Source organism: Vibrio sp. RE88 (assembly GCF_013113835.1).
In the GTDB taxonomy this organism is placed as follows: domain Bacteria; phylum Pseudomonadota; class Gammaproteobacteria; order Enterobacterales; family Vibrionaceae; genus Vibrio.
In genome coordinates, this window is sequence record NZ_VTYQ01000013.1 from 34,971 (window position 1) to 57,933 (window position 22,963).

The following is a 22,963-nucleotide window of genomic DNA, read 5'->3' on the forward strand; positions in this document are numbered from 1 at the left end:
ATTGCAATGACTTAATGTCCCTATATACTCGATGGAGATGACGAACCGTATGGGAAGGAACACTATGGAATACAATACGTCGGCTTTATGTGACATTTACTCAGAACAAGTGGATGTAGTAGAACCTATGTTTAGCAATTTCGGTGGCAGCGCCTCATTTGCTGGACAGATCACGACGGTGAAGTGTTTTGAAGACAACGGTCTGATTCGAGAAGTGCTCGAACAGGATGGTTTAGGTCGGGTGCTGCTGATTGATGGTGGCGGCTCATTACGCCGTGCTTTGATTGATGCAGAACTGGCGTCACTGGCCGAAGAAAACGAATGGGAAGGCCTGGTCGTTTATGGCTGTGTTCGTGAGGTCGATGAACTGGAAGACATGAGTGTTGGCATTCAGGCTCTGGCTTCAATCCCGGTTGGAGCTGTATCGCAGAATGTGGGTGAGGTGGATGTAGCAGTGAATTTTGGGGGGGTGACCTTCATTCCTGAAGATTACCTCTACGCCGATAATACTGGTGTCATTTTATCCCAAGAGCCATTGAATGTTGAGCTCGACACCGAAGAAGATGAGCTGATCGCTGACTAAATGGTAAAGAAATAAAAAAACACCGACCTTGAAGGTCGGTGTTTTGCTATGTGGCTTCTGCTAAGAATTGGCGTCGGACTCTCAACGCGCAAAGGTAGCCCAGAACGCCGCCCAGTATATTGCCAAGCGCAATACCTACAAATAACCCTTCAATATCGTACAGGTAGCTGCCAATCCATGCACAAGGCAAGGTAAAGACGAACAAACGCATAAAGCTCCATTGGAATGCTTTGAGTGGCTCATGCAGGGCGTTTAGGCTAGATACCAGCATCATCATGATCCCCTGAAACCCGTAACTGAATGGTACTACCAGCAAATAGTGCCACAGCAGGTCTTTCACTGCTTGTTCTTGAGAGAAGAGCGCCGCGAGTGGAATGCTCAGCGGAACCATCATGACAAAAATCCCAAACTGGAACAGCAGCGAAAAGCGCATGCTGAGAAATAGCCCGGCGAAGCTACGTTGAGGGTTATTCGCCCCCACATTCTGAGCAATAAATGGTGTCAAAGTTGAGGTTAGTGACATCAAAACAATGATAAGGATGGATTCCACCCGCTGGGCTGCACCATACGCTGCCACTGCGGCGGTGCCGTGACTAGAGAGTAGCATCATCAGAATGGCACCGGATAATGGATTCATTGCGTTGGAGAGTGCCGCTGGAGTGCCGATTTTTAGGATTTGGCGCCAGTCTGCCCACAGCGTTTTGAAGTATGGCAAAGCTAGGAGTTTCTCTCTTTTCACCAACACATACAGTGAACCGATTAAGGCTCCCAACCAGCTCAGAGCGCTGGCGATGGCAGCGCCCTGGATGCCAAGTTCAGGAAATGGCCCATAACCAAAAATCAGTAACGGGTCGAGCACGCCATTGATCAAGCCTGCCAGCATCATGATTTTGGCGGGTGTTTTGGTATCCCCGGTCGCACGAATTGCGCTATTGCCTGCCATAGGGACAACAAGCAATGGAATCGTCAGGTACCAGATGTGCATGTACTGATTTATCAGGGGCAGCAGTTCTTGCTTTGCTCCAAGAGCAAGAAACAATGGGTCAATGGTGAAATAACCTAAACCAGATGCTAGCGCGACTAACGTCACCGCCAGAACCAATCCATGACTTGAGAAGCGTGCTGCATCTTCGGATTGTCCTTGCCCGAGCAGGCGGCCGATATTGGCTGACAGCCCAACGCCAATTCCCATCGTGATGCAGTTGACTGCGAAGGTCACCGGGAAAGTGTAGCTGATGGCAGCAAGGGCTTCAGTCCCGAGCAGAGAGATAAAAAAGGTATCCACCAAGTTGAACATCAGAATAGCCACCATGCCGAAAGTCATCGGAATGGTCATCTGACGGAGCACGAGAGGGATGGGGCCAGTCAAAAGGCCGTGCTTATCCTGCATTCGGTACAACTACTCTTGGGGCGGAAAAGCGTAGGATACTTGATTGATGTGTGAGACACAAAAAAGGCCAGCTTGCGCTGACCTCAATAAGAGTTTTCCTAAAGGAAAAATTACGCTTTAGCTGCTGCCGCTGCTTTAGCGATTGCTGCAAAGCTCTTAGCGTCTAGAGAAGCACCGCCCACTAGAGCACCGTCGATGTCTGGTTGTGAGAAGTAAGCTTCAGCGTTTTCAGGCTTAACAGAACCACCGTATTGGATGATAACTTGCGCTGCTACTGCTTCGTCTTTCGCTGCGATTAGTGCGCGGATAGAAGCGTGGATGCGCTGTGCATCTTCAGCAGTTGCTGCTTTACCAGTACCGATAGCCCAGATTGGTTCGTAAGCGATGATAGCATCGTTTAGTGCTTCAACACCGTACGCGTCGATCACTGCGTTGATTTGACGAGCACATACTGCTTCAGTTTGACCAGCTTCGTTTTGAGCTTCTGATTCACCGATACAGAAAACAGGCTTCAGGCCGTTCTCTTTTAGGAAAGCAAATTTCTTCGCGATGAACTCGTCAGATTCGTTGTGGTATTCACGACGCTCAGAGTGGCCGATGATGATGTGAGAAGCACCGAAGTCTTTCAGCATTTCTGGAGACATGTCGCCAGTGAATGCACCGCTGTTGTTCAGGTCAGTGTTCTGAGCACCTAGGATGATCTTGTTACCGCCTTCTGCGATAACGCGCTCCGCAAGATCAATGTAAAGCGCTGGTGGAGCTACTGCTACGTCAACACCTTCAACACCTTCAAGTTCCGCGTTAAGGCCAGTTAGCAACTCTTTTACCATTGCTTTGCTGCCGTTAAGTTTCCAGTTACCCATCACTACAGGACGACGCATAGGAATATCTCCCTTTGTATTTAATGTAGAAAGTTCATTAATGTAAAAAATCTTCGTAGGAATATAACAGATTAAAGCGACCAAATCATGACTAGTATCATGTCTTGTTCGGTTCTGACTTAATGGTTACCGCTATAGCCGCGCATAAATGGTATAAGCTTTGTTCTCTGTAGTGATCCATAATGCATTATGCTGGTTTTACGCTCGGAAATAGCAGCTGAAATTGGTAATAGTGATGGGGTCTTTTTAGTGATTTTTTGAAACTCTCTTACATTTGAGGACTACAATGCCAAATTTAGTAATGGAATACTCTAACTCCGTCGATGAACGCGTGAATGTGCAAGGTCTATTGGAGGACCTGCATCAAGTGGCGCTTCAATGCGGGCTTTTTGACGCGCCTTCCGTGAAATCCCGAGCGCTACGCTGCCATAATTGGCTGATTGGAGAAGATGGCGATAACGTTGACTTTATCCATATTAGTTTTGAACTGCTTGACGGGAGAACCGCGGAGCAAAAGCGTGACCTCTCACGCCAGTTGATGGATGTGTTGCAGGAGCAAGCCAGTCACGTTCATAGCTTGACGGTGAATATTCGAGATATGGATAAAGAGTGTTTTCAAAAAGTGCTAAATTAACATTTTTGATTTTTAGGTAAGTAATCATGTCGATGAAAGAGCTGTTGTTTTCATTTCAGGGGCGAGTAGGGCGAAAGATCTACTGGATATGGAATGTGGTCTATTACACATTAATTGTGGGTTTTGCCGCTGGCATGAATGTGTTGTTTCCCAGTCAGGCGCATTTGCTTTTGCCCGTGTTTTTGATTGTTGTTCTGATCCCAGATTTAGCAATAACGGCCAAGCGATGGCATGACAGAGGTAAATCGAGCTGGTGGCTACTATTGAATGTTCCCTTGGTGATAGGGCGCATGACAGTACCAGCTGGTGATCCCACGCAGATGGCACAATCAACCACGTTGCAAGCCGTCAGTTCATTGGCTGCATTGATATGTGGTGTTTGGATTCTTGTTGAGTGCGGTTTCCTCAAAGGAACACAAGGTGAAAACCAGTACGGCGCTGAGTTGAAATAGAACGTCGAGAAGGGTTGAGGCTATGTCATCAACCCTTGATAGATTCTCGCTATTTTCGCAACAGCACTTCTTCGACTCTGTGGTCGCGAGCTTTCTTCAAGATAAGGTGAGCACGACCCTTGGTCGGCAAAATATTAGCCGTGAGGTTGATGCCGTTGATTGATTGCCAGATTGAGTGCGCTTTCTCTATCGCCGCTTTCTCAGTCAGTTCGGTATAGTGACTAAAGTAAGAGCCGGGTTTGGTGAAGGCACCTAAGCGGAATTTCAGGAAGCGTTCCACGTACCATTGTTCAATAACATCACATTCTGCATCGACATATAAAGAGAAGTCGAGGAAATCAGAGACAAACACACGATGGGGATCGTGTGGATAGTCCATACCACTTTGCAGAACATTGAGTCCTTCAATGATCAACACATCTGGGCGGTCTACCACTTTGACATTGTCGGTAATGTCATAAGTGATATGTGAGTAGACAGGAACTTCAAGATTGGGCTTGCCAGCTTTCACATCCGAAACAAATTCGACCAAACGCTTGATATCATAAGATTCAGGAAAGCCTTTACGATGCATGATCCCTCGATCGTTCAATACCTTTTTAGGGTAAAGAAAACCGTCTGTCGTCACCAGTTCAACTTTGGGGTGATTCTCCCAGCGCGAAAGTAGTGCTTTAAGTAGACGAGCCGTTGTGCTTTTCCCCACCGCGACACTACCTGCAATGCCAATAATAAAAGGTGGCGCACTTTCCTGATTGTCCAGAAAGTTGTTGAGAACAGAGTTACGGCTTTGTCTGGCGGCAACATACAAATTGAGTAGGCGTGCAAGTGGCAGGTAGATCTCAACCGCTTCTTCCATGGTTAGGCTTTCATTGACGCCCTGTAGCTCAATGAGATCCTCTTCGGATAGCGTCATCGGGACTGAATTACGCAATTCGGCCCATTGCTGACGATTAAAAGAGAGATATGGCGTCATAGTCTTCCTAACTGAGATTCGCGATAGAGAGCTGCGAAAATACAACAACCCGCGCAAATTGCCAAATAACTCGGCGGAGATAAAACGCTTTTATCGAGTAAATTGTGCGATTTTTCAGCAAATAAGCAGAAACTGGTTAAAATCGCATTTTTTTTTAATTTAGCTATTGCAAGGTAGAGATTCCTTCAATAGAATGCGCACCACTTATGCCGACTTAGCTCAGTAGGTAGAGCAACTGACTTGTAATCAGTAGGTCACCAGTTCGATTCCGGTAGTCGGCACCATTTCTCCTTTATGAGTGAAATGGATTAAAAATTTGGAGGGGTTCCCGAGTGGCCAAAGGGATCAGACTGTAAATCTGCTGGCACTGCCTTCGATGGTTCGAATCCGTCCCCCTCCACCATATTCTTAAGGAAATAGCTCACAGAGTTACGTGTTGCGGGCATCGTATAATGGCTATTACCTCAGCCTTCCAAGCTGATGATGCGGGTTCGATTCCCGCTGCCCGCTCCACTCTAATTTGAGTGCTGATATAGCTCAGGTGGTAGAGCGCATCCTTGGTAAGGATGAGGTCGGCAGTTCGAGTCTGCCTATCAGCACCAGCTCTTAAGCAACGTTTTCCTTTTGATACTTTCTTTTAACTAAACTACGTTTAGTGATTAAGAGAAGTTTATCACCAATACTTTTTGGTTGCGTGGTCATCAAAGCCACCTAAATCCGTACCTAGAGGGACAACTCATGTCTAAAGAAAAATTTGAACGTACGAAACCGCACGTAAACGTTGGTACTATCGGCCACGTTGACCACGGTAAAACAACTCTAACTGCTGCAATCTGTACAACTCTATCTAAAGTGTACGGCGGTGAAGCGAAAGACTTCGCGTATCACAATCGCAACATCTCACGTTGAGTACGACACTCCAACTCGTCACTACGCACACGTAGACTGTCCAGGACACGCGGATTATGTTAAGAACATGATCACAGGTGCTGCACAGATGGACGGTGGTATCCTAGTTGTTGCTGCGACAGATGGCCCAATGCCACAAACTCGTGAGCACATCCTACTAGGCCGTCAGGTTGGTATCCCATACATCATCGTATTCATGAACAAATGTGACATGGTTGACGATGAAGAGCTACTTGAGCTAGTAGAAATGGAAGTTCGTGAACTTCTATCTGAGTACGATTTCCCAGGTGATGACCTACCAGTTATCCAAGGTTCTGCACTAGGCGCACTAAACGGCGAAGAGCAGTGGGAAGCGAAAATCGTTGAGCTAGCAGAAGCACTAGACAACTACATCCCAGAGCCAGAGCGTGCAATCGATCAGCCATTCCTAATGCCTATCGAAGACGTATTCTCAATCCAAGGTCGTGGTACAGTAGTAACTGGTCGTATCGAACGTGGTATCCTAACAGTAGGTGACGAAGTAGAAATCGTAGGTATTAAAGAGACTACAACAACTACTTGTACTGGTGTTGAGATGTTCCGTAAGCTTCTAGACGAAGGTCGTGCAGGTGAGAACGTTGGTGCACTTCTACGTGGTACTAAGCGTGACGAAGTAGAGCGTGGTCAAGTACTAGCGGCTCCTAAGTCAATCAACCCACACACTAAGTTCGAGTCAGAAGTATACGTACTTTCTAAAGACGAAGGCGGCCGTCATACTCCGTTCTTCAAAGGCTACCGTCCACAGTTCTACTTCCGTACAACTGACGTAACTGGTAACATCGAGCTACCAGAAGGCGTAGAAATGGTAATGCCAGGCGATAACATCAAGATGACTGTAGAGCTAATCGCACCAATCGCAATGGACGAAGGTCTTCGTTTCGCGATCCGTGAAGGTGGCCGTACAGTAGGTGCTGGTGTTGTTGCTAAGATCTTCGACTAATTCTTCCACCCACTAATTCCTCTTTTCTTTACTCATTAAAACAAACAGTTATCAAATTCAATATCACTATTAATATTGTGGTTAAGAGCATAAGTGTTTTGTGCAGCCTCTTTCCTATTTTTGATATAACAAATCAGTCTTAATATCTCCAAAACCGTAACTGGTAATAAGAACAATTATTGTTTATATTTTTCTCCTAGGTTGTATTACGGGTTTCATTTATGTACGTTTGCTTGTGTCACGGAGTTTCTGATAAGAAAATCAAAAAGTTAGCTTTAGAAGAAGGCATAACTGATATCAGAGGCATAAAGAAATGTACCGCGCTTGGCAGCCAATGTGGCAAATGTGTCAAGATGGCGAAGGAAATCCTTAATGAAACAGGCGTAGTACAGTACCAAAAAGCGAGCTAAAACCGTCTCGTGGCTTTTTGACACCTTCTCAATTGGTTCTACAGTTTAATTGGAGCCAACGAGGAGGTTTTTGTCATGAAAGGCGATCCAATCATTATCCAACATCTCAATAAAATCCTTGGCAACGAGCTGATTGCCATTAATCAATATTTCCTTCATGCGCGAATGTATAAAGACTGGGGCTTAAAGCATCTGGCTGATAAGGAATATCATGAATCCATCGATGAAATGAATCATGCGGATCATTTGATTGAACGTATTCTGTTCCTCGAAGGTGTCCCTAACTTGCAAGATCTTGGCAAACTCATGATCGGTGAAGACACCAAAGAAATGCTGGAATGTGACCTGAAGTTAGAAATGGCTGCGATACCTGATCTAAAAGCTGCCATCGCTTACGCAGAAGATACTCACGATTATGTATCCAGAGATCTGTTTCAGGATATATTAGAAGATGAAGAAGAGCACGTAGACTGGCTTGAAACACAACTTGGCTTGATCGACATGACAGGTATCCAAAATTACCTACAGGCTCAATATGTTGATGAAGATGATGACTAGTCAGAATTAGAATAACTCGGGGCAGCGTGCGATACGCTGTTCTATTCCTACCAGCTTACCACCACTCGTATCACATTTTTCTTGCTTAAATTGCATTCATTCTGTACTATTCGTGCTCCTTAAAACTCGGTCAATTATCTTTAGTTCCTTGCTTCCTCTGGACGACCGGGCCAATTGTGGAAGCTGAATAATCCGTAAGGAGCAACCAATGCGTCATTACGAAATCGTATTCATGGTGCACCCTGATCAAAGCGAGCAAGTTGCTGGCATGATCGAGCGTTACACTGGTTCTATCACTGAAGCTGGCGGTACTATCCACCGTCTAGAAGACTGGGGTCGTCGTCAACTGGCTTACCCAATCAACAAGCTTCACAAAGCTCACTACGTTCTAATGAACGTTGAAGCTGACCAAGCTGTAATCGATGAGCTAGAAACTGCTTTCCGTTTCAACGATGCAGTTCTACGTAACATGATCATGCGTACTAAAGCGGCTATCACTGAGCAATCTATCATGCTTAAGCAGAAAGAAGAGCGTGCTCCTCGTCGCGAAGAGCGTGCTGAAGCTAAGCCAGAAGCAGCTGCTGAGTAATTACTACTCAGAATTAGTACTCAGTCTAGATAACTCACGAGTTTACTCGGATGTGTTTATTTAGGCAGACAACTTTTTTCAAATTTAAGATCAGGAGATAGCCCATGGCTCGTTTCTTCCGTCGTCGTAAATTCTGCCGTTTCACTGCAGAAGGCGTACAAGAGATTGATTACAAAGACGTAGCAACTCTTAAAAACTACATCACTGAAGCTGGTAAAATTGTACCTAGCCGTATCACTGGTACAAGCGCTAAGTATCAACGTCAACTAGCTCGCGCTATCAAGCGTTCTCGCTACCTAGCTCTACTACCGTACACTGACAAGCATCAGTAATCGGTCGTTTTATTAAGAAAGAGGATTAAGCAATGCAAGTTATTCTACTTGATAAAATCGGTAACCTAGGTGGTCTTGGTGACACTGTAAACGTTAAATCTGGCTACGCTCGTAACTTCCTTATCCCTCAAGCTAAGGCAGTTATGGCAACTAAAGCTAACGTTGAAATGTTCGAAGCTCGTCGTGCTGAACTAGAAGCTAAAGTTGCTGAGCAACTAGCTGCTTCAGAAGCTCGCGCTGAGAAAGTTAACGCTCTAGAAGCTGTTGTTATCGCTTCTAAAGCTGGTGACGAAGGTAAACTATTTGGTTCTATCGGTACTCGTGACATCGCTGAAGCAATCACTGCTGCTGGCGTTGAAGTTGCGAAGAGCGAAGTTCGTCTTCCAGAAGGCGCACTACGTAACACTGGTGAGTTCGAGATCAGCGTTCAACTTCACTCTGAAGTTTTCGCGACAGTTAACCTACAAGTTGTTGCTGCTGAGTAATTCAGTATCAAGACGTATTTTAAAAGCACCTCTTAGAGGTGCTTTTTTTATGTCTGGCGTTTGGAGAGTAAGACTAGAATAAGAACAGCAAGTTGACAGAAAAAATGCTGTCTGCTTTTTTCAGCCCTTCTGGCACTCGGTCGTGATATTGACGAGTGTAGGCGAGTTTCAGGGCGATATCTTCTGTGATGTTGTTGGTCACGTTGATATCGGTATCCGCTCTGAGGTTACTGTCACCGGCGACGAGAGTGACGCCTGCTGCTACGCTGAGGTTTTTCAGTACCTGCCAGCTTGAATTGACGTTGCCTCGGAAAATCGCTTCTCTCACCGTCTCCTCGAACACGATATCACTGTCGCCAATCTCATCGGTATTCGGTTCTTGATAGCGAAAACCTGGACCCAGTTCTAACTCCAGTACAAACACCTCAGTATTGGAAAACTGATAACCCAAACCACCCGAAAGTGTGTAGTCCTTAAAGTAGGCACTGTAGCGAGAATCTACGCCTTTGAAACTGCCATAAAGATAAGTCTTAGGGCTGAGTTTGTAGTCGCTCTGCGCTGTGTAGGTTGACTGACGTTTATCTTCTTCCCCATCTTTATAGAGTAAGTAGTACTTCCACTCACCGCTGGTTCGGTAGCGGCCAGAGAGGTATTCAGCACTGAGTCTAGAGTTGAGAGAGCGCGAGTCTGAGTTTCCGGTGTGCGACTGATAACCGAATTCGACTTCGGTGTCCCAGGGGGAGGGTATCTCAATATCGGTTTGACTTTGTACCGCCTCATCCGCATAGACCACGGAACTGCACAGCAGGCCTGCACTCATGAGCCAAAGTTTCGCCACTCATTACCTCTTATTTGATGGGAAAATTGGGGGGAATAGTAGAGGGTATTCACTCTAATTCCGTCAGTTCTAAGTTAATTCTACACGAGAAGCTTTCAAACTCCTTGTTTATTACAGACATCCGTCTCATTCTGGCTATAATGAGCGGTCACAAGTAAGTTGTTGAGCAAGAGCATGGCAGATTCCAGAACAGACAATCGTAATCAAAAACCAGCAGACGCCCAAGTGGACGCAATCAAGGTTCCTCCGCATTCGTTGGAAGCTGAGCAGTCGGTTATTGGTGGTTTGTTGCTTGATAATGAGCGCTGGGATACGGTCGCTGAGCGAGTGGTAGCGAAAGATTTCTACAGTCGCCCCCACCGTTTGATGTTTGAAGCGTCTCAGGCGATTTTAGAAGAAAGCCAGCCTCTTGATCTTATTACACTTTCCGAATTCCTTGAGCAGCGTGAGCAGCTTGATGATGTCGGGGGCTTTGCCTATTTGGCGGACTTGGTCAAAAACACCCCAAGTGCGGCGAACATTAATGCTTATGCGGACATTGTCGCAGAACGTGCTCTGACGCGTGAACTGATTGGGGTCGCGAACGAGATTGCTGATGCGGGTTACGATCCTCAGGGACGTACATCGGAAGATTTGCTCGACATGGCAGAAAGTAAGGTTTTCGCTATCGCCGAATCACGCACTACTGAAAGCGAAGGCCCACAGAACGTTGATAACATTCTGGAAAAGACGCTTGAGCGTATCGAAATCCTGTATAAGTCACCGCAAGATGGTGTCACAGGGGTGACGACTGGCTTCACTGACCTGAATAAGAAAACCGCAGGCTTGCAAGGCTCGGATCTGGTGATTGTTGCCGCGCGTCCGTCGATGGGTAAAACGACCTTTGCGATGAACTTGGTAGAAAATGCGGCCATGGCACATGATAAACCTGTTCTAGTATTCTCTCTTGAGATGCCGTCTGAACAGCTGATGATGCGTTCCTTAGCATCGCTTTCCCGTGTTGACCAAACCAAGATTCGTACCGGTCAGCTGGATGATGAGGATTGGGCGCGTATTTCTTCTACTATGGGACTGTTGATGGAGAAAAAGAATATCTTCATTGATGATAGCTCTGGCCTGACGCCAACCGAAGTCCGCTCACGAGCACGACGCATTGCGCGTGACCATGGTGGCTTGTCGATGATCATGGTCGACTACCTTCAGTTGATGCGTGTCCCTTCCCTTGCTGACAATCGTACTTTGGAAATCGCTGAAATTTCCCGCTCACTGAAAGCGCTGGCTAAAGAGCTCAACGTGCCAGTGGTCGCACTGTCGCAGCTCAACCGTTCCTTGGAGCAACGTGCCGATAAACGTCCAGTTAACTCTGACTTGCGTGAATCAGGCTCGATCGAGCAGGATGCCGACTTGATTATGTTCATCTACCGTGACGAAGTGTATCACCCGGACAGCCCGATGAAAGGCACGGCAGAAATCATCCTAGGTAAGCAGCGTAATGGCCCGATTGGTTCGGTACGTTTGACCTTCCAAGGTCAGTGGTCTCGATTTGATAATTATGCTGGCCCAGCGTTTGATGTGGATGAAGAGTAACGCATGAGTTATATGAAAGCGGCAACCGCCTTTATCGATTTAGATGCGTTGCAACACAACCTGAAACAGATTAAATCTCAAGCACCAAACAGTAAAATCATGGCGGTGGTGAAAGCCAACAGTTACGGTCATGGTTTGAGACATATTGCTAAGCATGCTACGGATGCGGATGCGTTTGGCGTTGCACGGATTGAAGAAGCGTTACAACTTCGTGCTTGTGGTGTGGTGACTCCAATTTTGTTGCTTGAAGGCTTTTATTCTCCGGGCGATTTACCTGTCTTAGTGACCAACAACATTCAAACCGTTGTGCATTGTGAAGAGCAGCTTGAAGCTCTTGAGCAAGCCGAGTTAGATACCCCTGTTGTGGTTTGGCTTAAAATTGATAGCGGGATGCATCGTCTCGGGGTCAGACCGGAGCAATATACGGATTTTGTCGCTCGCCTGAAAGCGTGTCGCAATGTCGCTAAACCACTGCGTTATATGAGTCATTTTGGTTGTGCTGATGAACTAGATAAGTCCACCACGACAGAACAAACTGAATTGTTCTTATCCCTCACCGATGGTTGTGAAGGTGAGCGTTCACTGGCGGCTTCTGCGGGATTACTGGCGTGGCAGAACAGTCACCTCGATTGGGTCAGACCCGGAATCATAATGTACGGTGTGTCGCCTTTTAACGATAAAACGGCACAGCAGATGGGCTATCAACCTGTCATGACGCTCAAGTCGCATCTGATTGCGGTGCGTGAAGTAAAAGCCGGTGAGAGCGTCGGCTATGGCGGGATGTGGACCAGTCAGCGCGACACCAAAGTAGGCGTTATTGCGATTGGCTACGGTGATGGCTACCCGAGAACTGCGCCTAATGGCACCCCTGTGTTAGTCAATGGTCGCAAAGTACCGATTGCGGGAAGAGTGTCGATGGACATGCTGACGGTTGATCTCGGCCCGGATGCCAACGACAAGGTCGGAGATGAGGCTATCCTCTGGGGACAAAGTCTTCCTGCTGAAGAAGTGGCTTGCCACATTGGTACCATTGCTTACGAACTGGTGACTAAACTGACCTCGCGAGTTGAAATGGAATATTCCAAATAACGATGCATGCAAAAATTCTTCGAGTGCTGGCTTTAATTGCCAGCCTTTTTGTATCCGGAGCCGCGCTAAGTGAAGAAAAAGACTCTGCGTTCCTGCCTTTCTATTTCAGCACTGAAACCCTTGGTAATACCTTTGGTATTGCCGGCGTTGCCAAAGGTGTCGGTCAGCCCCAGGCTGCGCTATTTGGTATGGCGCTGTATTCTGATCGCGATAGCTATGTTGGTTTTTTGTCGGCACTTAATTATGCACTGTCTGAACAGTGGTTGTTCAGTACTCAAATGTATCAAGCGCAGTTCAACGACAACCCATACTACTTGGGCGCGCAAGGTGACAATGATTCAGACAGCAAAGATAAGACCATCACTAATGGCTTTGAGCAGAATTATCAATTTGAATTTAAGTACCTGTTACCGTGGGGAAATGTCAGACAGCATGGCCTTAGAGGGGCATTTCAGCCAACTCGTCAGGTAAGCACTGCATCACCGTTGGAATCTGGGGTGAGTTCAATTGCGTTGACTCCATTCTATTCTTCTCGGGAGCTGGATGTGTATTCTGACACGGAAAAAGCCACGGGTTTGGAAGTGAAGTTGGATTGGGATAATCGCGATAGCTCGCGCAACCCGACGCGGGGTTCTCATACCGCCTTGGATGTCACGTTTGGTGCGGATAGCTGGCAGAGTGAAGATGTGTGGGCAAAGTGGGAGTTTCAGAACAGCCAGTACTATGCACTTGGCCCATTGGGCGATGTGTTTGACCAGCAGGTGCTTGCTCTGGATGTTTACACCGCAGATACGCCCACTTGGGATAACTGTTCTGGTTCTCAGTGTGCCAGGCCTCCTGAACAAGATCAGGTTCGTCTTGGTGGCCTTTACCGACTACGTGGTTACACCGGAGGGCGATTCCATGGTCGTTCAGCCGTTCACTATTCGGCAGAATATCGTGTTATTCCTGAGTGGCAGCCATTGGATGATATCCCATTGATCAATTACTACGACTTACCGTGGTGGCAATGGGTCGCTTTTGCTGAGGTGGGCAGAGTGGCCGACGAATACAACCTGAAAACACTCCATTCAGAGATGAAATGGAATGTAGGTGGGGCAGTACGTTTTCAGGTTGAAGGTATCGTCGTGCGTGCTGAAGTGGCGAGAGGAGCAGATGAAGGCACGTTTCGTGTCATGATCAACCAGCCTTTCTAACTACTCACCTTGAAGGGTGGCAATTATCGTTCGGCTACCGCCATAATCACGATGCTCGCCGAGGTAAATTCCCTGCCATGTCCCTAACGCCAATCGCCCGTTGCTAATCGGGATCATCACACTGCACCCCAAGGTCGACGCTTTGATGTGTGCAGGCATGTCGTCATCACCTTCATAGGTATGCTTGTAATAGGGCGCACGCTCCGGCACAAACTGATTAAAGTGTTTTTCCATATCATGACGCACGGTCGGGTCTGCGTTTTCGTTAATGGTCAGGCTTGCAGAAGTATGTTGGATAAATAGCTGTAATATTCCGACAGAAAAATCCTCTATCTGTGGAATTTGTTGTTCTATTTCATCGGTGATGAGATGAAATCCGCGTTTTCTCGCGCTCAATTGAATACTCTTCTGAGCCCACATATGGCATCCTCTATAATCTATTTGGCAAATTCAACCTAAGGCGGTAAGGTGAGTGCCAATAGTTAGTCATGGGTTTGAGTGTAACTAAATCACTTAACGTGACTTAACTCAATGATGGTGCAGCCACACTGGTTCATAATTGCACCTTGAAAATTTATTACAAAGTTCTGGCTGCTTGTTGCAATGCGAGAACCGAACTACTTTTGCTTAATCGGGGATTCTACTGGCTGTCGCTTATCTTATTATCCAGCCAACCAACGTAGAATAAAACCTACTGTAACATCGGGATAGTAACCATGTTGAAAAATATCAATCCAACGCAAACATCAGCTTGGAACGCGCTGACTGCGCACTTCGAATCGGCACAAGATATGGATCTTAAAGAGCTGTTTGCTCAAGACGCTGCGCGTTTTGACAAATTCTCTACCCGTTTCGGTAGCGACATTCTTGTTGATTACTCTAAAAACCTAATCAACGAAGAGACCATGAAGCACCTGTTCGCATTAGCTGGCGAAACTGAGCTTAAAGCGGCAATCGAAGCGATGTTCAGTGGTGAAGCGATCAACCAAACTGAAGGCCGCGCTGTACTCCACACGGCACTGCGTAACCGCAGTAACACACCTGTGATGGTCGATGGCGAAGATGTGATGCCTGCTGTTAATGCAGTGCTAGAAAAAATGAAATCTTTCACTGAGCGTGTTATCGGCGGTGAGTGGAAAGGCTACACAGGTAAAGCGATTACCGATGTCGTGAACATTGGTATCGGTGGTTCTGACCTTGGTCCTTACATGGTGACTGAAGCTCTGGCTCCGTACACAAACCACCTAAATCTACACTTCGTCTCTAACGTTGATGGTACACACATCGTTGAGACTCTAAAAAAGGTCAACCCAGAAACGACCTTGTTCCTAGTGGCTTCTAAGACGTTTACGACCCAAGAGACCATGACCAATGCGCACAGTGCGCGTGATTGGTTCTTAGAGTCAGCAGGTGATGAAGCACACGTCGCTAAACACTTCGCAGCGCTTTCTACCAATGCACCAGCAGTGTCTGAGTTTGGTATCGATACCGACAACATGTTTGAGTTCTGGGACTGGGTTGGCGGTCGTTACTCGCTATGGTCTGCCATCGGTCTTTCAATTGCACTAGCGGTAGGTTACGACAACTTCGTTGAGCTGCTAGACGGCGCTCATGAGATGGATAATCACTTTGCATCTACTGATCTAGAAAGCAACATCCCTGTGATTCTTGCGCTGGTAGGCCTGTGGTACAACAACTTCCATGGCGCTGAGTCTGAAGCGATTCTTCCGTACGATCAGTACATGCACCGTTTTGCTGCTTACTTCCAGCAAGGCAACATGGAATCTAACGGTAAGTATGTTGACCGTGACGGCAATGCAGTGACTTACCAAACGGGACCAATTATCTGGGGTGAGCCTGGTACTAACGGTCAGCACGCTTTCTATCAGCTGATTCACCAAGGCACTAAGCTGATCCCATGTGACTTCATTGCACCAGCAATCAGCCACAACCCAGCAGGTGATCACCACCAGAAGCTTATGTCTAACTTCTTTGCTCAAACTGAAGCGCTTGCTTTTGGTAAGTCGGAAGAGACAGTCAAAGCGGAATTTGCTAAAGCAGGTAAGAGTGAAGAAGAAGCGGCGACTCTAGCACCATTCAAAGTGTTTGAAGGCAACCGCCCGACTAACTCAATCCTAGTCAAGCAAATCACACCACGTACGCTAGGTAATCTGATTGCAATGTACGAACACAAGATCTTCGTCCAAGGTGTGATCTGGAATATCTTCAGCTTCGATCAATGGGGTGTTGAGTTAGGTAAACAATTAGCTAACCAAATCCTACCTGAGCTAGCTGATGAATCGGAAATCAACTCTCACGACAGCTCGACGAATGGTCTGATTAACGCATTCAAAGCGTACAAAGCATAAGCCGTTCTCAATGAAGTGAAAAACGCCAACCTGTCGGGTTGGCGTTTTTGTATCTGAAGGGTATCAGATCGCATCCGATCTTATTGGTCGACTAATCTGAATTCTTATACTGTGGTATCGATACTGGATTTGGCATCTGTACTCGCGGTGAATTTCTGGCTGAGCAAAGCGACCATCTGATCGTAATACTGCATGTTCGGCTTGTTTCCAAGCAGCTTACACAATTCATTACCAGTTGGGCTAAAGCGGTAGTAGAGAAGTCTAACCCCTTTGCTGTGCGCTTGAAGTGACAGCTGCTTGCCCTGATAGGTTAGTGGTAAGGGGGAATCGAGCTCAATTTCACCAGACTCCAACTCAGTACCGTGCATCAGGCCAAGTTCAAACAAGACCAACAGGCTGGAGTAGGGAAGCTGGAAATTACCAACGTTGATATTGCCGGTAATATTTCGCTTACCAAAGCTGAAAATCCCCCCTTGTGCCCGATAACCAATCAACAGCTTGCGACTGGTGTCGCCACCAAAACTGCACGCTAAAGAGGCGGCACGCTGCAAGGTCTGCGCTTCTTTAGGAGACATATCCTGTAGCACCTTTAACGCTTTCATTGACGTTGAACCTGGGTTGGTGACTTCGCGCTTTAGCACTTGTGCCCACAGGCGCTGCATTGAGGAGTTGTGTACTTCCTGAGCCATATTGAAGAAGCGATGCAACCAATCTTGATCGGGGTCGCCCGCGGTTTCATCTTTACAGGACAGGTGAGCGAGCTTAAGGATTTGTTCGAGGTTTTTCTGTTTCTGCTCTTTGTAGCGGCGTTCGCGAATGAGGGCGCGCTCTAATGCCGTTTTTTCTGGTGAGTCTTTTTGTAATAAGGCATCCAATCCATGGGTTTGAGCAATGTTCATCACCCGGCTGGCACTATCTTTGATATAGGTTTTCTTTTTCTCATGCCGTGATTCAGCGTTGGACTCGTGCTCTATAACCACTGGCTTTTGCTTTTCCGACATGTGAATTCCTTGCCCATCAAAGTGTTAAATGTATTTATTAAATTTACCTCTTAACCTGATTGGCTGCCAGAGGAACTATGTGAGCAAGCTTTGAAAATTGGCGCTATGCCAAATGATAATAAGTTGTTAAAATTGTTATCGATGTTTTTGAGGGGCTTATGAAGTTTTTAAATGAGAATAAACTGAAAAAGCACCTGTCAATTGCCCTACTATTTCTGGTTTATCTAGCCGTCTTGGTATATCTCTCTAGATACATATAAAGAAAAGCGGATAATTAACAGGTTGCTTTTATGTTAATCAATATTAGTAGTCATCGTACTCTTCGATAGCGGTGCCTTCTAAAACGTAACCTGTTTCAGCCAGTTCATGGTTGATGGTTTCCGTTTTCAGTGTACCGACCACGTAAATCACATCCCACAGCTCTTGCACCGGCGCCCCTTTAGGGAACTTCACGTAGATGATCTGGTTTGGTGGCGGTGGTGGTACGTGAATACATGCACCAAAATATGGTACCAGCAGGAATTCGGTGACTTTGTCCTCATCCCCTTCTAACGGAATCACAAAACCAGGTATTTTAACCTTACTGCCGTTGAGTTCCTGACGTACCTTGCCCACCAATGATTGCTTGGCAGCCTGACCAGAGTGATCAGTCACTGGCATACCGTATGAATCGAATTGCTTGCGTTCACTCTCTGGGATCAGATCGATCCAGTCCAGTTTGAGAATATCTTCTTTAGCACTGACCAGAGAAGGCGTCATGAAGCTCATGGCTAGCATGACGACTAAGATTATCTTTTTCATGTTTAAACCCGAATTGTCATCCCATCACTAAGGGATTGTCTGTATGCACGGAACGCTGGAATAAAGCCGATTACAGTACCTGCTAACTGCACAGCTGCAAGCAATATCCACTCATAATGGGATATGGCTATCATCTCAATATTGATCCCATATTGCTGTTGAATTACTGGTGCAACAGCGGCTAACAGCGCATATAAACCTACCACACCAACCGCTAAGCCAACTAAGGTTAACGCGCTGGCTTCGAGAACTAACAGTGACAGTACATGCCGTGGCCTCGCTCCCATCGCCCTCAGAATGGCCATCTCTCGGCGCCGCTCCTGCAAGCTGGTCAACAAACTCGATAACATCCCCAGCAGTCCGGCAATGACGACGAATACCGACACTGCCATCAGGGCTTGTTCTGCCACCGACATCATGCCCCACAATTCGTGCAGGGCAACACCCGGCATAATGGCACTCAGCGGTTCTTTAGGATAAGTATTGATCTGGCGCTGCAGAGCAAAGGTCTGAATTTTGGAATTCAGGCCAAGTAGCATGGCCGTGATCTGCTTTGGCTGGAAGTTTTGCTTTTCAAGGTGCTCAGCACTTGGGGTATTACCTAAGTGGGCGCCAGACTCCCAGCCAACGTGAATCGCTTCAATCGCTTCGAGTGAGACATGTACGGTTTTATCAACTGGGGTGCCTGTCGGGGATAAGATACCGACCACTTTAAATGGCAGGTTGTCATGGCGACTGAATCCAACGTCACTGATGCCGTGGGCAATAATGATTTCTGTGCCTATCTTGTACCCGAGAGAGCGGGCGACATCAGAGCCAATGACGGTCTCAAACAAACCGTCAAATTCGCGTCCCTCAGCGATGGCAATGTTTTGTTTTTTGCCATAGCGATAGTGCTCAAAATAGCTGTGGTTGGTGCCCATCACGCGGAAACCTTTATGAGAGTCTCCGAGCGAAATAGGGATCGCCCACTTCACAGAACGATGATGGCTGAATTCCTGATAACTCTTCCAGTCAATGTTATTGGTGGCGTTGCCGATGCGAAACACTGAGTAGAGCAGCAAGTTTACTTGACCAGAGCGCCCACCGACGATCAGGTCAGTCCCTGAGATGGTATTGGCAAAGCTGCTTTTGGCTTGGGTACGGATTCTTTCTACGCCCAGCAGTAGGATGACCGAAATGGCGACGGTTAATATGGTCAGAATGGCAGTGACACGGCGGTTACGGACACTCTTCCAGGCAAGCATAAATGTCGGGGTCATTGTTGAGCTCCTGCCTGATTGATTTGATTAAGGTTTAAGGTGCGATCGAACAGGCTTTCCAGTGTCGGGTCATGACTGACAAATAACAGGGTTGATTGAGCCTGATTGACCTGCTCAAGGAGCAACTCGATAAATGCGGTGCGGTTGTCGTAGTCGAGCGAAGAAGTGGGTTCGTCGGCAATTATCAGGGCCGGTTTGCCAATCAGCGCACGAGCAGCCGCGACACGCTGTTGTTGTCCAATACTCAGTTCTACGACAGGTTTATCCAGCAGATGTGCAGGTAGATGAAGCTTTTCCAGAAGTCGAGTAGCGTCTTCAACCAGCGATGTATCGACCTGTGATTTGCGCTGTGCGGAGAACTGGCAGGGCAGAATGACGTTTTCAATCACGTTAAGATAGGGCAACAAATTGAACTGCTGGAATATATAGCCAATATGGTCGGCACGGAACTTGTCGCGCTGGCTACCTTTCATCTGATTAAGGTCTTGACCTAAAACACGTAACTGGCCACTGCTGGTGGTGTTAATACCAGTAAGCAGTCCGAGTAAGGTGGATTTACCACAGCCGCTGGGGCCTTTAATAAAGAGGTGCTCGCCTTTAGTGATATGCAGTTGTTTGATATCGAGTGTCGGAGTTTGATTCCCGGGCCAGGTAAAGGTGACCTGCTCCAGCTCAACGACGCTGTTACTTGTGTTTTCTACCATCTGATGAACCTGAACGAGTAGACCTGATAGCCACAAGCTATCAGGTCTTTTTTAGACTTAAAGCGAAATCTTAGTGTTGTCTGCGGACAGTTCAAGTGCTGTTTGCACTTTATCTGTCAGTAGGTTAACGCTAATAGATTCTGTTGTTGGGAAAGCTTTAAACCATTGCGTATCGATGGAAGAAAGTGCGTTAATGTCGTCACATTCGAAGTGATATTCGACAGTAAACTCGCCATGACCGCCTTGAGGTTCATCATGGTGGTCGTGACCTTCGTGACTTGCGTGGTCATCATGGTCATCGTGATGTTTGTGCTCATCATGATGCTCGCCATGGTCATCGTGATGCTTGTGTTCATCATGATGTTCGTCATGCTTTTCGTGGTCGTGGTCGTGGTCGTGGTCGTGGTCGTCAGCGCCCAATGTGTGTGTCACTGACTGGTGTTTAACCTTACAACCTGCCGCTGACGCCAGCGTAAATACCGAATCAGATTGCTTTAGACGCGCGACGGCATCATCAAGCGCTTTTTCCTGTTCAGCCGTTTGTGGAGCATGTTCAAAGCCCACAACATCAGCACCTGGGGCGGTGATTTCCATCAGTAGCTCTTTACCATCTTGAGCGATGTTTAGCTCAACGTGACCATGCACGTGAGCTTCGTGTTGACGGAATCCTTCTTCAGCGAAAGCGGTAGTACTTAGGGCAAGACCAACCAGTGTTGCAACTTTTGTCATTGAGTTCATTGTGAATCCTAATAAAGTGTTTTGATAAAATATATGGCTGTTGCGATAAATCAGCACGTAAAAAATCTGAGTTAACTAATCAGCTTGACTGGTGGAGAACGGGCCTGATAGGCAAAGGTTGGTCGCTGGTAGAAGTGGTAATCATCCTGCACGACGAATACATCTGGTAAGGAGGCATCGATGAGTGTCAGAGACGCATGGCTCATGCCGTATTGCGCGCAAGAGAATAGCTGGCAGTGATGATCACTGTGATGTGCAGACGAGATATCGTATTGGTGGTCGATGTAGGCGAAACTCATCCATAGCATCAGCACAATGCCACACAAGGCAAGCGCGGCTGAGCGTCTGGTTAGATTAGGATGAGTTGGAATCACAGCGTTTCATTCAATACGAAAAAAGAGCTGTTATGTTATAACAACTCTTCGGGAAACGCTAAGATCAAATGAGATTAGATATTATCTTTAATCAGGGTCAGAACTTGTTGAATTTCGTCATCATTCAGGGCGCCTTCTTTAACAAACAGGACGTTACCTTGCTTGTCTTGTACTACGATAGCAGACGATTCTTCCTGAAGTTGCCAAGCGCCAGCAACCACACCCTCTTCATCAAGCACCATTGAAGACCATGGGAATTCTTTTTTGCTGTCTTCTGCTGAGGATTTTACAAACGAGCCAGTTCCCCAGATCGCGTCATCTTGGTTAATGATGGAGGTGGTCTGGTAGCTTTCCGCTGGGAATTTAGCCGCAGTAATGGCTGACATTAGGGGGGCATTCAGCTCTTTCGAACTGCTGCGTCCGGCGATGGCTTGGATCACACGTACCTTGCCTAACATGTCCTGAGAAGACCATTGTTGATAAGTCGTATCATTGCCCTTGACCATAATTTCACCGTAACTGGCCACTTCAACGGTCGGAACTGCCTGGCCGACAGTGATGTTATGTGCCAGAGCAAACATGGGAGAGCATGCTACTGCCAAAGCTATTAGAGTCTTGTTTTTCATTATTTTGTTCCTTTTTAGTAAGCGGAAAAAGTATATACCGAAAAATTCTCAGTCGCTGAAGAAAACTAATTATGTTAATGATTTGTTGTCTATTTGTGATCTTGCTTCTTGTTGGTCTTGTATTAATGTGTATGATGTATTGTAAGCCTATCAGGAAGAGAGGCGGGACCAAGGAAAGGTTCAGATCGCAAATGGATATTGAGGTAGTTATGCTGCGCGAATTTACGAAATATCGACCACGTCAGGTGGCACGCTTTGTTAAGACGTTATTCAAGGGACAGTTTGTCATTTCAGGAATTGGTGAGTTTAGATTTGATAACGGTAAAGTCCTGATGCCAGACATAAAAGATAAAAAGAAAATGAACACCTTCAAGGAAATCAATCAGGCCATTACGGTGTTACCTGTGTAGGAAAATGAAAAGTCGCCCAATTGGGCGACTTTTTGCTTTATAGCGTTTAGTTTTCTGGCGGGAAGCACACGCCAGTGCCGCCCAGCCCACAATAGCCATTTGGATTCTTGGCTAAATACTGCTGATGGTAGCTTTCCGCATAATAGTAGCGACCAGCAGGCAGGACTTCGGTGGTAATGGATGAGGTTTCTTGTCCGAGCAGTGCCTGATACTCGTCTCTTGACTGTATCGCTGCCTGATACTGTTCATCGCTATACACATAAATAGCAGAACGGTACTGGGTGCCTAAGTCGTTGCCCTGACGCATTCCTTGAGTTGGGTTATGGCGTTCCCAAAACTTTTGCAGCAGTTGGTTAAGGCTGATGACTGCAGGGTCAAAAACAATCCGCACCACTTCAGTATGACCTGTCTGACCTGAGCAGACTTCTTCGTAGGTTGGGTTAGGTGTAAAGCCACCAGCGTATCCCACCGAAGTACTGATCACTCCCTCAAGTTGCCAAAACAGACGCTCTGCGCCCCAAAAACATCCCATGCCGAACACGATTTCTTCGCAGCCTTCAGCAGGTGGTGCGGTTAAACTGGATTGATTGACAAAGTGTGTGTCATCAACAGCAAGTGGTTGCTCACGCCCCGGCAAAGCCTGCTGAGCAGTGATCATGGTTTGTTTGTCGAGCATAGTGAATATCCTTAAATTAACAATCTTGAGAGTAGACCGCCTAATTGACTGTTTTCGTACAGACTTATTTTATGAGTGGCGTTATTATTCCGTTACGATTTTGAGGTAGTAAATAGA

Annotated in this window: 26 protein-coding genes, 4 tRNA genes and 1 pseudogene; 18 read left to right on the forward strand and 13 right to left on the reverse strand. The window is 46.8% G+C overall.

Translation table 11 applies throughout. The features are described 5' to 3' along the window. Window positions 1-64 precede the first annotated feature (64 nt). Entirely contained in the window at window positions 65-583 is a 519-nt protein-coding gene (rraA, locus tag F0265_RS21795; protein ID WP_171750342.1) for a ribonuclease E activity regulator RraA, read from the forward strand. Window positions 584-629: 46 nt separating this feature from the next. Here the strand turns inward: rraA and F0265_RS21800 are convergent, their stop codons facing one another. Both F0265_RS21800 and tpiA read right to left on the reverse strand, forming a co-directional pair. Beyond that, entirely contained in the window at window positions 630-1,973 is a 1,344-nt protein-coding gene (locus F0265_RS21800; protein ID WP_171750343.1) for an MATE family efflux transporter, read from the reverse strand. 110 nt (window positions 1,974-2,083) lie between these two features. After that, entirely contained in the window at window positions 2,084-2,854 is a 771-nt protein-coding gene (tpiA, locus tag F0265_RS21805) for a triose-phosphate isomerase (protein WP_171750344.1), read from the reverse strand. 286 nt (window positions 2,855-3,140) lie between these two features. Between tpiA and F0265_RS21810 the strand changes: the two genes are divergently transcribed. Together F0265_RS21810 and F0265_RS21815 are read left to right on the forward strand one after the other, a co-directional pair. Next, window positions 3,141-3,488, forward strand: coding sequence for a 5-carboxymethyl-2-hydroxymuconate Delta-isomerase (locus F0265_RS21810; protein WP_006957120.1), 348 nt, complete (start codon window positions 3,141-3,143; stop codon window positions 3,486-3,488). A 26-nt stretch (window positions 3,489-3,514) separates the two neighbouring features. Continuing rightward, window positions 3,515-3,940 (forward strand): DUF805 domain-containing protein, encoded by a 426-nt coding sequence (locus tag F0265_RS21815; RefSeq protein ID WP_038509318.1) that lies wholly within the window; start codon window positions 3,515-3,517, stop codon window positions 3,938-3,940. Window positions 3,941-3,989: 49 nt separating this feature from the next. Here the strand turns inward: F0265_RS21815 and coaA are convergent, their stop codons facing one another. Then, complete coding sequence (coaA, locus tag F0265_RS21820; protein WP_006957118.1) at window positions 3,990-4,913, reverse strand: type I pantothenate kinase; 924 nt, start codon at window positions 4,911-4,913, stop codon at window positions 3,990-3,992. 208 nt (window positions 4,914-5,121) lie between these two features. On the opposite strand from coaA, the gene F0265_RS21825 reads away from it, so the two are divergent. From F0265_RS21825 to rplI, 10 genes and pseudogenes are all read left to right on the forward strand, one after another. Then, window positions 5,122-5,197: transfer RNA gene (locus F0265_RS21825), tRNA-Thr, on the forward strand. A 34-nt stretch (window positions 5,198-5,231) separates the two neighbouring features. Further along, window positions 5,232-5,316 (forward strand) — tRNA-Tyr (locus F0265_RS21830). A gap of 35 nt (window positions 5,317-5,351) precedes the next feature. Beyond that, a tRNA-Gly gene (locus tag F0265_RS21835) sits at window positions 5,352-5,426 on the forward strand. A 13-nt stretch (window positions 5,427-5,439) separates the two neighbouring features. Further along, window positions 5,440-5,515, forward strand: a tRNA-Thr gene (locus F0265_RS21840). A gap of 136 nt (window positions 5,516-5,651) precedes the next feature. Then, window positions 5,652-6,801: pseudogene (gene tuf, locus F0265_RS21845) on the forward strand (elongation factor Tu). Window positions 6,802-7,022: 221 nt separating this feature from the next. Further along, a complete protein-coding gene (locus F0265_RS21850; RefSeq protein WP_006958359.1) occupies window positions 7,023-7,211 on the forward strand; it encodes a (2Fe-2S)-binding protein in 189 nt (62 codons plus the stop codon). Between the two features lie 75 nt (window positions 7,212-7,286). After that, the gene (gene bfr / locus F0265_RS21855) at window positions 7,287-7,769 is read left to right on the forward strand and encodes a bacterioferritin (RefSeq protein WP_038509373.1); all 483 of its coding nucleotides are present in this window, start codon (window positions 7,287-7,289) and stop codon (window positions 7,767-7,769) included. A gap of 208 nt (window positions 7,770-7,977) precedes the next feature. Continuing rightward, window positions 7,978-8,358 (forward strand): 30S ribosomal protein S6, encoded by a 381-nt coding sequence (gene rpsF, locus F0265_RS21860; protein ID WP_004747103.1) that lies wholly within the window; start codon window positions 7,978-7,980, stop codon window positions 8,356-8,358. Window positions 8,359-8,462: 104 nt separating this feature from the next. After that, window positions 8,463-8,690: a 30S ribosomal protein S18 gene (rpsR, locus tag F0265_RS21865; protein ID WP_000090472.1), complete on the forward strand. Its 228-nt coding sequence runs from the start codon at window positions 8,463-8,465 to the stop codon at window positions 8,688-8,690. A 32-nt stretch (window positions 8,691-8,722) separates the two neighbouring features. Next, entirely contained in the window at window positions 8,723-9,175 is a 453-nt protein-coding gene (gene rplI / locus F0265_RS21870) for a 50S ribosomal protein L9 (RefSeq protein ID WP_006958354.1), read from the forward strand. A 73-nt stretch (window positions 9,176-9,248) separates the two neighbouring features. On the opposite strand, the gene F0265_RS21875 is transcribed toward rplI, so the two are convergent. Further along, window positions 9,249-10,013, reverse strand: coding sequence for a DUF481 domain-containing protein (locus F0265_RS21875; RefSeq protein ID WP_171750345.1), 765 nt, complete (start codon window positions 10,011-10,013; stop codon window positions 9,249-9,251). Between the two features lie 174 nt (window positions 10,014-10,187). On the opposite strand from F0265_RS21875, the gene F0265_RS21880 reads away from it, so the two are divergent. Genes F0265_RS21880 through F0265_RS21890 form a run of 3 tightly spaced genes read left to right on the forward strand, consistent with a single transcriptional unit; the run spans window position 10,188 to window position 13,885 of the window. Beyond that, complete coding sequence (locus F0265_RS21880; RefSeq protein ID WP_006958349.1) at window positions 10,188-11,600, forward strand: replicative DNA helicase; 1,413 nt, start codon at window positions 10,188-10,190, stop codon at window positions 11,598-11,600. Window positions 11,601-11,603: 3 nt separating this feature from the next. Then, window positions 11,604-12,689 (forward strand): alanine racemase, encoded by a 1,086-nt coding sequence (gene alr, locus F0265_RS21885; RefSeq protein WP_171354852.1) that lies wholly within the window; start codon window positions 11,604-11,606, stop codon window positions 12,687-12,689. 2 nt (window positions 12,690-12,691) lie between these two features. Beyond that, window positions 12,692-13,885 carry a BamA/TamA family outer membrane protein gene (locus F0265_RS21890; protein WP_171750346.1) on the forward strand — a complete coding sequence of 398 codons (1,194 nt, stop codon included), beginning with the start codon at window positions 12,692-12,694 and terminating at the stop codon, window positions 13,883-13,885. Here the strand turns inward: F0265_RS21890 and F0265_RS21895 are convergent, their stop codons facing one another. Further along, window positions 13,886-14,305, reverse strand: coding sequence for a secondary thiamine-phosphate synthase enzyme YjbQ (locus F0265_RS21895; protein ID WP_171750347.1), 420 nt, complete (start codon window positions 14,303-14,305; stop codon window positions 13,886-13,888). 296 nt (window positions 14,306-14,601) lie between these two features. Between F0265_RS21895 and pgi the strand changes: the two genes are divergently transcribed. Further along, complete coding sequence (pgi, locus tag F0265_RS21900) at window positions 14,602-16,254, forward strand: glucose-6-phosphate isomerase (protein ID WP_171750348.1); 1,653 nt, start codon at window positions 14,602-14,604, stop codon at window positions 16,252-16,254. 104 nt (window positions 16,255-16,358) lie between these two features. Here the strand turns inward: pgi and F0265_RS21905 are convergent, their stop codons facing one another. The 7 genes from F0265_RS21905 to F0265_RS21935 form a co-directional block, all read right to left on the reverse strand. Next, window positions 16,359-17,255, reverse strand: a complete 897-nt coding sequence (locus F0265_RS21905) for a TIGR03899 family protein (RefSeq protein WP_095666361.1) — start codon at window positions 17,253-17,255, stop codon at window positions 16,359-16,361. Between the two features lie 303 nt (window positions 17,256-17,558). Further along, on the reverse strand, window positions 17,559-18,056 hold the full coding sequence (locus tag F0265_RS21910; RefSeq protein ID WP_171750349.1) for a DUF3299 domain-containing protein: 498 nt from the start codon (window positions 18,054-18,056) through the stop codon (window positions 17,559-17,561). Between the two features lie 2 nt (window positions 18,057-18,058). Continuing rightward, window positions 18,059-19,318 carry an ABC transporter permease gene (locus F0265_RS21915; RefSeq protein WP_171750350.1) on the reverse strand — a complete coding sequence of 420 codons (1,260 nt, stop codon included), beginning with the start codon at window positions 19,316-19,318 and terminating at the stop codon, window positions 18,059-18,061. Beyond that, window positions 19,315-20,022 (reverse strand): ABC transporter ATP-binding protein, encoded by a 708-nt coding sequence (locus F0265_RS21920; RefSeq protein ID WP_171750351.1) that lies wholly within the window; start codon window positions 20,020-20,022, stop codon window positions 19,315-19,317. Before F0265_RS21920 ends, F0265_RS21915 begins: the two co-directional genes overlap by 4 nt. 57 nt (window positions 20,023-20,079) lie before the next feature. After that, on the reverse strand, window positions 20,080-20,760 hold the full coding sequence (locus F0265_RS21925) for a DUF2796 domain-containing protein (protein WP_171750352.1): 681 nt from the start codon (window positions 20,758-20,760) through the stop codon (window positions 20,080-20,082). Between the two features lie 71 nt (window positions 20,761-20,831). Further along, a complete protein-coding gene (locus tag F0265_RS21930) occupies window positions 20,832-21,134 on the reverse strand; it encodes a DUF2607 family protein (protein WP_171750353.1) in 303 nt (100 codons plus the stop codon). 74 nt (window positions 21,135-21,208) lie between these two features. Further along, window positions 21,209-21,760, reverse strand: a complete 552-nt coding sequence (locus tag F0265_RS21935) for a YtfJ family protein (RefSeq protein WP_171750354.1) — start codon at window positions 21,758-21,760, stop codon at window positions 21,209-21,211. A 209-nt stretch (window positions 21,761-21,969) separates the two neighbouring features. Here F0265_RS21935 and F0265_RS21940 point away from each other — a divergent pair, with 209 nt between their 5' ends. Then, complete coding sequence (locus tag F0265_RS21940; protein ID WP_029236268.1) at window positions 21,970-22,170, forward strand: DUF1107 domain-containing protein; 201 nt, start codon at window positions 21,970-21,972, stop codon at window positions 22,168-22,170. Window positions 22,171-22,216: 46 nt separating this feature from the next. Here the strand turns inward: F0265_RS21940 and msrA are convergent, their stop codons facing one another. Beyond that, the gene (msrA, locus tag F0265_RS21945; RefSeq protein WP_171750355.1) at window positions 22,217-22,846 is read right to left on the reverse strand and encodes a peptide-methionine (S)-S-oxide reductase MsrA; all 630 of its coding nucleotides are present in this window, start codon (window positions 22,844-22,846) and stop codon (window positions 22,217-22,219) included. Between the last annotated feature and the right edge of the window lie 117 nt (window positions 22,847-22,963).

Coding starts and splice junctions, on each gene's coding strand:
- rraA (WP_171750342.1), top strand. CDS start 65: ATGGAATACAATACGTCGGCTTTATGTGACATTTACTCAGAACAAGTG.
- F0265_RS21905 (WP_095666361.1), bottom strand. CDS start 17,255: ATGTCGGAAAAGCAAAAGCCAGTGGTTATAGAGCACGAGTCCAACGCT.
- F0265_RS21895 (WP_171750347.1), bottom strand. CDS start 14,305: ATGTGGGCTCAGAAGAGTATTCAATTGAGCGCGAGAAAACGCGGATTT.
- F0265_RS21815 (WP_038509318.1), top strand. CDS start 3,515: ATGTCGATGAAAGAGCTGTTGTTTTCATTTCAGGGGCGAGTAGGGCGA.
- F0265_RS21880 (WP_006958349.1), top strand. CDS start 10,188: ATGGCAGATTCCAGAACAGACAATCGTAATCAAAAACCAGCAGACGCC.
- F0265_RS21940 (WP_029236268.1), top strand. CDS start 21,970: ATGCTGCGCGAATTTACGAAATATCGACCACGTCAGGTGGCACGCTTT.
- F0265_RS21920 (WP_171750351.1), bottom strand. CDS start 20,022: ATGGTAGAAAACACAAGTAACAGCGTCGTTGAGCTGGAGCAGGTCACC.
- rpsF (WP_004747103.1), top strand. CDS start 7,978: ATGCGTCATTACGAAATCGTATTCATGGTGCACCCTGATCAAAGCGAG.
- bfr (WP_038509373.1), top strand. CDS start 7,287: ATGAAAGGCGATCCAATCATTATCCAACATCTCAATAAAATCCTTGGC.
- coaA (WP_006957118.1), bottom strand. CDS start 4,913: ATGACGCCATATCTCTCTTTTAATCGTCAGCAATGGGCCGAATTGCGT.
- F0265_RS21810 (WP_006957120.1), top strand. CDS start 3,141: ATGCCAAATTTAGTAATGGAATACTCTAACTCCGTCGATGAACGCGTG.
- F0265_RS21890 (WP_171750346.1), top strand. CDS start 12,692: ATGCATGCAAAAATTCTTCGAGTGCTGGCTTTAATTGCCAGCCTTTTT.
- pgi (WP_171750348.1), top strand. CDS start 14,602: ATGTTGAAAAATATCAATCCAACGCAAACATCAGCTTGGAACGCGCTG.
- rpsR (WP_000090472.1), top strand. CDS start 8,463: ATGGCTCGTTTCTTCCGTCGTCGTAAATTCTGCCGTTTCACTGCAGAA.
- F0265_RS21850 (WP_006958359.1), top strand. CDS start 7,023: ATGTACGTTTGCTTGTGTCACGGAGTTTCTGATAAGAAAATCAAAAAG.
- rplI (WP_006958354.1), top strand. CDS start 8,723: ATGCAAGTTATTCTACTTGATAAAATCGGTAACCTAGGTGGTCTTGGT.
- F0265_RS21925 (WP_171750352.1), bottom strand. CDS start 20,760: ATGAACTCAATGACAAAAGTTGCAACACTGGTTGGTCTTGCCCTAAGT.
- msrA (WP_171750355.1), bottom strand. CDS start 22,846: ATGCTCGACAAACAAACCATGATCACTGCTCAGCAGGCTTTGCCGGGG.
- F0265_RS21935 (WP_171750354.1), bottom strand. CDS start 21,760: ATGAAAAACAAGACTCTAATAGCTTTGGCAGTAGCATGCTCTCCCATG.
- tpiA (WP_171750344.1), bottom strand. CDS start 2,854: ATGCGTCGTCCTGTAGTGATGGGTAACTGGAAACTTAACGGCAGCAAA.
- F0265_RS21910 (WP_171750349.1), bottom strand. CDS start 18,056: ATGAAAAAGATAATCTTAGTCGTCATGCTAGCCATGAGCTTCATGACG.
- alr (WP_171354852.1), top strand. CDS start 11,604: ATGAGTTATATGAAAGCGGCAACCGCCTTTATCGATTTAGATGCGTTG.
- F0265_RS21915 (WP_171750350.1), bottom strand. CDS start 19,318: ATGACCCCGACATTTATGCTTGCCTGGAAGAGTGTCCGTAACCGCCGT.
- F0265_RS21800 (WP_171750343.1), bottom strand. CDS start 1,973: ATGCAGGATAAGCACGGCCTTTTGACTGGCCCCATCCCTCTCGTGCTC.